The following is an 8,571-nucleotide window of genomic DNA, read 5'->3' as shown; positions in this document are numbered from 1 at the left end:
GCCATTGGCCTTACCGCTCGATTACGCCTGCTTAGCCGCCTCAGAAATCGGAAACATCAGCGATCGTAGGATTTACCTTTCCCTGGAAGGAAATACGCCAGGTGTACCTAAACTCCTGATGAAAGAAACTGGATTAAATTCGGGTTTTATGATTGTTCAATATACCTCTGCTGCTTTGGCCAGCGAAAATAAAGGGCTTTGTTTTCCGGCTAGTGCAGATAGTATTCCAACGTCTTTAGGTCAGGAAGATCATGTGAGTATGGGTTCGATCAGCGGACGTAAAGCCCTGCAGGTGATCGAAAACGTAGAAAAAATCCTGGGTATCGAGCTGTTCTGTGCCGCACAGGCCGTTGATTATCATCACCCATTAAAACCGGGCAAAATACTGGCTGCGGTACACGATTTTGTGCGTACCGAAATTGATCATTTTGAAGAAGATCAGATTATGTATGATAGGATGGAGAATGCCATTAAAATGGTACAAAAAGGTGAAATTGTTGCCGTTGCAAGCGAGGCAGAATCAACATTAGATTAAGCGGTCAAAATTGTAAAACATGGATTTTAAAGCACAGATACTGGCAGGTATTCCTTCAACATTGCCTGCACACAAAAACAGAAATACAGAACTAAGCCATGCGCCTGTAAGAAAGGATGTTTTAAACGCAGGTGAAAAAAAACTGAGCATTAAAAATGCTTTGCGTTATTTTCCAAAAGCATGGCACCAGGCGCTTGCTCAAGAATTTTTGGCTGAACTGGAAAACTACGGACACATTTATATGTACCGTTTTATGCCCGACTATGCCATTTATGCAAGAGACATAACGGCGTACCCCTGCCATACTGTTCATGCTGCGGCAATTATGCTCATGATCCAGAATAATTTAGACCCGGCAATTGCACAGCATCCTGAAGAGCTGATTACTTATGGCGGAAATGGAAGTGTATTCCAAAATTGGGCACAGTATCTTTTAACAATGCAATACCTGGCTACGATGACCGATCAGCAAACGCTGAATATTTACAGCGGGCATCCACAGGGATTATTTCCATCAAGCACCGCTGCACCACGCGTTGTAGTTACCAATGGTATGATGATACCCAACTATTCTTCACCTGAGGATCTTGAAAAGTTTAATGCGTTAGGGGTAACCCAATACGGACAGATGACGGCAGGTTCGTACATGTATATAGGGCCTCAGGGTATTGTTCATGGTACGGCCATTACCTTAATGAATGCTTTCCGCAAAAAGGGTTTTTATGGAAAGGATACTGCTGGCAAAGTTTTTCTTACTGCAGGATTAGGTGGTATGAGCGGCGCACAAACCAAGGCGGGCAATATTGTGGGCTGTATTACGGTGTGTGCAGAGGTAAATCCTAAGGCTGCAACCAAAAGGCATCAACAAGGTTGGGTAGATGAACTTATCGATAACTTAGATGAATTGGTTAACCATGTAGTACTTGCCCAAAAAGGAAAAGAAACGGTATCTCTGGCATACATTGGCAATATCGTTGATGTATGGGAGCGGTTTGATCAGGAAAATATTGATGTGGCTATTGGCTCTGATCAAACTTCGTTACATAATCCGTATTCTGGAGGCTATTATCCGGTAGGTTTAAGTTTTATTGAGGCAAATGAAATGATGGCCCATGCAGCTGATCGGTTTAAAGTTTATGTTCAGGATTCGTTAAAAAGGCATGCCGCCAGTGTTAACAAACATACTGCCAAAGGAACTTATTTTTTCGATTATGGAAATGCCTTTTTGTTGGAGTGTAGTAGGGCAGGTGCTGATATAATGTCTCCAAATGGGATAGATTTTAAATATCCATCTTATGTAGAAGATATTTTAGGCCCATTGTGTTTCGATTATGGTTTTGGCCCATTTAGGTGGGTTTGTGCTTCAGGTAACGAAAAGGATCTCGATTTAACCGATCAAATGGCTAAAGAGGTGATGGAAGAGATTAAGCTTAGTGCCCCGGCAGAAATACAGCAACAACTGCAGGATAATATCAATTGGATCAGCGCGGCAAAGGAAAATAAACTTGTAGTAGGCTCAAAAGCCAGGATTTTATATGCAGATGCTGAAGGAAGAGCAAAGATTGCGCTGAGGTTTAACGAAGCGATTAATACCGGCCAATTATCGGCACCAGTTATTCTTGGGAGAGATCATCATGATGTAAGCGGAACGGATTCTCCATTTAGAGAAACGAGCAATATTTACGATGGAAGCAGGTTTACCGCAGATATGGCTATTCATAATGTAATTGGCGATAGTTTTAGGGGCGCCACATGGGTTTCGATCCACAATGGTGGTGGCGTTGGCTGGGGGGAAGTAATAAATGGTGGTTTCGGGATGGTATTGGATGGAAGCGAACAAACTGCTGAAAAACTACAAAACATGCTTTTTTATGATGTAAACAACGGCATTGCCAGAAGAAGCTGGGCACGAAATAAAGAAGCCCGCTTTGCCATCGAACGCGAAATGGAACGGACTGGTACTTTAAAAATTACACTGCCGAATTTGGTTGATGATGAGGTTTTGGAGGGATTAGAGATAGATTAAAGTTTTACAAAAGAAAAACGCCTTTTTGTCATTCTGAACGCAGTGAAGAATCTTTTCATGTAACAGCACATACAGAAGAAAGATTCTTCGTTTCACTCAGAATGACAAAAAAATATAGATCGTGCAAATTCCGTAACGACCATTTTTCCAGAAAAAACTTATCTCATTTTGCGAAAACCTTAGTGATCTTTGCGGTAAAAACTGTGCTAATTAACTCAATGGCAAAGTAAAATGAAAAACGGAACCCTTACCTTCTTCGCTTTCTGCCCATATCCGGCCGCCATGTCTTTCAATAATTTCGGCGCTTAAGTAAAGCCCGATCCCAAAGCCCGAAATGGTGTGGTTACCCTGCACGCGGTAATAACGTTCGAAAAGTTTATCAATATCTTCCGGCTTTATCCCTATTCCCTCATCTTTAATCTGAATTTCAACCTCAGTATGGTGCAATTTGCAGGTAATCTCGATACGTGTACCATTGTCTGAGTATTTTAAGCCATTGCTGATCAGGTTAGAAAGCACATTCCCGATTTTATTCCGATCGGCATTAATGTTAACCTCGCATGTTGGGTTTAATATAATTTGATGCGAAGATTGTGACACATAAGTTTCTTCGATGGTTTCTTTCAGCAGTTCATCTAAGCTAAAGTTTGTTTTTTCGATAAGCAGCTTGCCCGATTCTAAACGGGATACATTTAAGAAACCATTAATCATGGCGGTCATTTTCCTGATCTGGCTGTGCGCTTTATCTAAAGCAATAATGGCATAATTATCTTCATCTTTTTTTGCTTTGCGCTGCAAAACCTGCACAAAACCATTAATTGCAGTTAGCGGTGTTTTTAACTCGTGACTAACCATTCCGATGAAGTCGTTTTTTCGAATCTCATCTAATTTTTGCTCCGTAATATCGATGAAAAGGCCAGAGTACTCCGTTGGATTTCCCTGTTGATCTAAAAAAACACGCCCGGTTGCTCTAACCCATTTTTCCTGACCATTAATTAAATTGTTAATCGGGTATTCCGTATCACTAGGTAAATGGTTTTTTATGGCATTATCCAGCGCCGAAAAAAGCATGTTATGGTAATCCGGATTCACGGCCTTCATAATCATATCCATTTCTGCAGGTTTATCCAAAGGCAAGCCCAACAAGTCCTTAACAAAGCTCGACATCGTAACTTCAAGTGTTTTCGGATTGATGCTCCATGTACCCATTCTGCCGGTTTCTATCGCCTGTCTGAGTTTTTCCTCACTGTCTGATAGTTTATTGGTGTACTTGATAAGGTCATCATGCGTTTTAGCAAGCTCTTCATTTGTAGTGGCCAGCTCTTCGTTTGCTGCTGCCATTTCCATATTTATGCCTTGCAGTTCTTCCTGATAAAGTTTTCGCTCTGTAATATCAGGACTTACCGTAGCAATGGCAACTATTTCATCGGTTTCATTTCGAATGGCAAAGCCATTCCATTCAATCCAAAAAGGATGTCCTGTCTTTTCATTCCAGAATCGAATCTCCTGTCTGAAGGTATTATTCTTTAAAATCTCTGGTAGAATTTCCTTTGCCTTTAATCGATCTTCTGGAAAAATGCAATCTAAGATTGTTCTGTTCGAAATGCCAGACCAGCCTAGTTTTTGTACTGCGGCAGGATTTAGGTACTGGATTGACATATCCAATTCGGCAATGCCTATAAACTCTGAGCTCGCCTCTATAAGTTTATTTAGATTCAGTCGCTCTATTTCAATTAACTTCCGTTCTGTAATGTCAATGCAGGAGCTAATGTAACCAGCGAATGAGCCATCGGCATGAAAACGTGGAGGGCCGCTAGCAAGCAACCATCTGTAATCGCCTTTTTTGGTGAGTATTCTAAATTCGCCGGTAAAAGGTCTTTTTTCGGCAAGGGCCGAAAGGTAAATATTTATATACCTATCCCGATCTTCAGGATGAATTAAATCTGCCCAGCCAAAGTCGAGCAGATCTTTCATCGATCGGCCCGTGAGTTTTACCCACGATTTATTAAAATAAATGGCATTTCCACTTTCATCAGCAACAGCAATAAAAATATCGGTTCCTTCTGCCATGGTCCTAAAGCGCTTTTCGCTTTCCGAAAGCTGGTTAAAGCGCTCAATAACCCTTAATTCCAGTTCGTTGTTTAAAACGTGCAGCGTTTCTTGTGTTTCCTGGAGCTCTTCGTTGGTGGCCACAAGCTCTTCATTGGTTGTGGCAAGTTCTTCTACTGTTGCCGCCAGTTCTTCATTTAAAGTTTGCTCGCGTTGTAACGCCTCTTCTCTTTCAAGCGCCTGTTCTACAGCCTGCTGTCTAAGTACCCGCTCGCTTACATCAATTGCCGTATGTAAAATGCAGATGGTTTTACCCGCATCGTTTTTTATCGCCCGGTACTCGAAATCAAAATAGAAAGTTTGTAATTCGCCGTCGATTACTATATCGGCGGCAGTGCCTTTTCCCGAAATTACAAGCCCTTCCAACCATACTTTCCTGAACATATCGATAAAAGGTTGTCCTTTAAGTTCAGGTAAAGCCTCTTCTAACGATTTTCCGATTACGCTCCTGTCTTTTCCCCATATTCTGAGCATTGCATCATTTGCCGCCTGAATTATGGCCGTTTCGCCAACATGAACAGCTGTGGCCGTATGGGTCAAATTAAAAACTTCTAATAATTGATCGCTACTTAAAAGGTGATTAGGATAACTCATTATGGAAGCTTAAAGTATTATCTGAAATAATTATTTATCTATTGTTTAAGCAAAATTAAATCAGGGATCTAACCATGATCATTTTCAATATAAACTATATACTAACCATAACCTCCTTAAAAAGTTTTTTAATGATGTGGATTTCTGATGCATACTGGGTGTTTTTCCTACAACCAAAATATAAAGTGTTTGTCAGTTTTGAGGTGCCTTCCCAAATTACTTTTACTTTTTCTTCTTCAACTTCTTTTTTGCAAAGAAAATCGGGTATAATAGCCAGGCCTTTTCCTCCGGATAAGCAGCGTACAATCGAATTGAGGTTCGGTACAATGTAGTTAGGGCGAAAATCGGCATGTTTGCCAAAGTTAAGCTGCCAGAAACGTAGAAGATGTTCCATATCGCCGGCTGTTCCATACCATTTTTGTTGTTTTAACCAGGCTTCCATTCCGGCTAAATCGTTCTTTTTAACCAACGAATTAAAAGTTTGCCCATCAGTTTCTATTCCGCCTACTAAAACAATGGTTTCGGAGGAAAAAGCCTCGTGTTCTACATTGGCCGAATTGCCTTTTTGTGGGGTGATAATCAGGTCTAAAATACCTTTATCCAATTGGTCTAACATTTCAGGATATTCGCCGAAACGGATGATCACATTAAAAGGAAGTGTAGATATATATTGTTCGAGTGTAATCTGAAAAGTTTCGAAACACATGCCTACGCTAATGGTTGGTGTATGTTTCTCAGTGCTTTTTTGAAAATGTTTTTCAGCATCCTCAAGTTTTGTAAGCGGCTCTACAATGAAATTATAAAGCACTTTTCCTTTTTCGGTCGGAATCATCTTCCTGCCCGTACGCTCGAACAGCTTATAGCCGACGTAACTTTCTAAAGAACTTAAATGCAAACTTACCCCGGGCTGCGAAATAAACAGGTTCTCTGCTGCACCGGTTAAGGTTCCCGTTTTATAAATTGCCTTAAAACTTCTGTACCATTCTAAATTAACCATAATTTTGCTATTATAATTCTGATACAAAGCTATGAATTAACTTGTTTTAATAATAGATTTAGGCGCTGTAATTTTGTCTTATCAAATAGAAAAACGAAATGACAAAAATATTCATCATCAACGGGGGACAAAAATTTGGTCACTCAGGGGGCAGGTTTAACGAAACAATAGCTGATGCTACAGCCAGTTTCTTTTCTTCATTGGCAGATTTCGAAGTGAAAACAACTAACATTAATCATGATTATGATCCGAAAGAGGAAGTAGAAAAATATGTTTGGGCAGATGTTGTAATTTACCATACACCCATCTGGTGGTTTCAGTTACCATATGGGTTTAAACAATATATCGATGTTGTGTTTACCGAAGGGCATAAAAAAGGAATCTATGTAAGTGATGGCCGTAAAGCAGATAATCCGACAAGAAACTACGGCACCGGAGGGATGTTGCACGGTCGTAAGTACATGGTAACATCATCGTGGAATGCACCAAAAGAAGCATTTACCTTACCTGAAGAATTTTTTATGGAAACCAGTGTAGATGATGGTGTATTGTTTGGTTTTCATAGAATGAACGCTTTTACCGGAATGGAATGCATAGATGGCATTCATTTTCACGATGTAGAAAAGAACGCAGATATAACGAATGCACTTAAATTGCATGAGGAACATTTAACCCAAAATTTTTTAAATACAGCAGTATATGAGCATTTATCTAACAGCAATTGTTAAAAGTAAGAAAGAAACCACAGCAGCATTAAGAACTATGCTGCTGGATATGGTGGTAAATTCCCGCAAAGAGGAAGCCTGCATTCAGTATGATCTGCATGAATCTGCAATTGATAATACTTTTATTTTTCAGGAGGAGTGGAAAGATCAGGCAGGTTTGGATCTCCACGATCAGCAGCCTTATATTTTAGCCTTTGTAGCGCAAGCAGATACATTGACGGATGGCATTGTAATCTATAAAACAGAAAAACTGGCCTAATTACAGTTTTGCACGCCTGGCTGTTAACGAAGAACCCGCAGAAGCAATAACAACGAAAGCCACGGCAAAACACTCTTTTAAAGTGAGGTATTCTTGTAAAAAAACGAGTGCAGCTAATGAAGCCATGGCAGGTTCGAGGCTCATTAAAATACTGAAAGTCCGGGCAGGGAGCTGCTTAAGGGCTCTCATTTCGAGGGTAAATGGGATGGCGCTTGATAGTAGAGCAAGCGCTGCTCCTAAACCCAGTAATTTTGGATTAAGGCCACTTAAGCCGTCGCTAAAAACACCAAATGGCAAGATGACTATGGTAGCGAATAACATTCCAATGGCAACAGCATCACCACCTTTCATTATTTTTGAGATCCTACCACCCAGTATAATATAGGCTGCCCAAAAAATGCCGGCTAAAAGTGCCAACAATACACCCACAACATTTAGCCCTGTACTAGTCCAGGGGGCAATTAGTGCAATGCCGGCTGCGGCCAGTACTACCCAAAGGAAATCTATAGGTTTTTTAGATCCAAAAATAGCCAGGCCCAATGGGCCAACAAATTCTAAAGTTACTCCTAAACCAATCGGAATTCTTGCTATAGCCATATAGAATACCATATTCATTACCCCTAAACAAACACCGTATAGGGTAACATATTTCCATTGTTTGGCATTTAGTTTAAATAAGTTTGGCCTAAAAGCGATTAATAAGATGATCGCTGATAAACCGATCCGTAACGATGCGGTAGCAGCAGCGCCAATTTGTGGGAAAAGCCCTTTTGCAATTGCCGCCCCACACTGCACACTGATAATAGACAGTAAAACGGCTGGTATGGGTGGGATATTGATTTTGCTTTTCATCTGTCGCTGGTAAATGAGGCGCAAAATTACGGAATTATAACCTGCTAATATTTTAAAATACAAAAAGGGAGAATCAGATTACGCTAATTCTCCCTTCCAATAAAATTTTTAGGCTATTAACAGAAAAGTTCCTGTTCATCTCTATTTTCGGTAGGAATTTTCTTTAAGAAATCATCAAATGCCGGTCCTTCATTATCAGAGTAGATGCCATAAGCATCTAATATATACCCAATGTTTTTCTCCTGATCTTCTACCAGATACAATACTGAATTGTCTGCAGGATCTGAATCTCCTTCAAAGCGATAAGTTTTAACAATGGTTAAATCTTCGGGGCTATAAATTTTTCCGAGCGATTTACTTTGCATCTTACCATGATCAGAAATTTTTAATTCGTTATCTTTTCCTTTCAGCCTCAATTTCTCCAAAATTTGACTTAAAGTGTTCATTGCAATTGRCTGTTCCATAGTTATACGA

The 8,571-nt window shown here is 40.2% G+C and carries 8 protein-coding genes; 4 read left to right on the top strand and 4 right to left on the bottom strand.

Annotated features, from left to right (window positions below):
- The coding region (locus AC1DPQ_RS10090; protein WP_477609092.1) for an aromatic amino acid lyase at positions 1-535 on the top strand (535 nt) is incomplete at its 5' end.
- A gap of 19 nt (positions 536-554) precedes the next feature.
- Positions 555-2,561, top strand: a complete 2,007-nt coding sequence (locus tag AC1DPQ_RS10085) for a urocanate hydratase (protein WP_477609090.1) — start codon at positions 555-557, stop codon at positions 2,559-2,561.
- A 210-nt stretch (positions 2,562-2,771) separates the two neighbouring features.
- Here the strand turns inward: AC1DPQ_RS10085 and AC1DPQ_RS10080 are convergent, their stop codons facing one another.
- Together AC1DPQ_RS10080 and AC1DPQ_RS10075 are read right to left on the bottom strand one after the other, a co-directional pair.
- A complete protein-coding gene (locus tag AC1DPQ_RS10080) occupies positions 2,772-5,264 on the bottom strand; it encodes a PAS domain S-box protein (RefSeq protein WP_477578652.1) in 2,493 nt (830 codons plus the stop codon).
- Between the two features lie 94 nt (positions 5,265-5,358).
- Entirely contained in the window at positions 5,359-6,261 is a 903-nt protein-coding gene (locus AC1DPQ_RS10075; protein ID WP_477609088.1) for a LysR family transcriptional regulator, read from the bottom strand.
- A gap of 98 nt (positions 6,262-6,359) precedes the next feature.
- On the opposite strand from AC1DPQ_RS10075, the gene AC1DPQ_RS10070 reads away from it, so the two are divergent.
- Both AC1DPQ_RS10070 and AC1DPQ_RS10065 read left to right on the top strand, forming a co-directional pair.
- On the top strand, positions 6,360-6,989 hold the full coding sequence (locus AC1DPQ_RS10070; RefSeq protein ID WP_477578655.1) for an NAD(P)H-dependent oxidoreductase: 630 nt from the start codon (positions 6,360-6,362) through the stop codon (positions 6,987-6,989).
- On the top strand, positions 6,961-7,245 hold the full coding sequence (locus AC1DPQ_RS10065; protein WP_477578657.1) for a putative quinol monooxygenase: 285 nt from the start codon (positions 6,961-6,963) through the stop codon (positions 7,243-7,245). The genes AC1DPQ_RS10070 and AC1DPQ_RS10065 overlap by 29 nt, the downstream gene beginning before the upstream one ends.
- On the opposite strand, the gene AC1DPQ_RS10060 is transcribed toward AC1DPQ_RS10065, so the two are convergent.
- Positions 7,246-8,097 carry an EamA family transporter gene (locus AC1DPQ_RS10060; protein ID WP_477578659.1) on the bottom strand — a complete coding sequence of 284 codons (852 nt, stop codon included), beginning with the start codon at positions 8,095-8,097 and terminating at the stop codon, positions 7,246-7,248.
- Between the two features lie 116 nt (positions 8,098-8,213).
- Positions 8,214-8,571, bottom strand: a 358-nt coding sequence (locus AC1DPQ_RS10055) for a hypothetical protein (RefSeq protein ID WP_477609086.1), incomplete at its 5' end; no start/stop codon positions are given.

This window comes from Pedobacter sp. 01T416_2 (assembly GCF_056398925.1).
The sequence above is the reverse complement of the archived record's forward strand: the minus strand, read 5'-3'. Positions and strand labels throughout refer to the sequence as shown.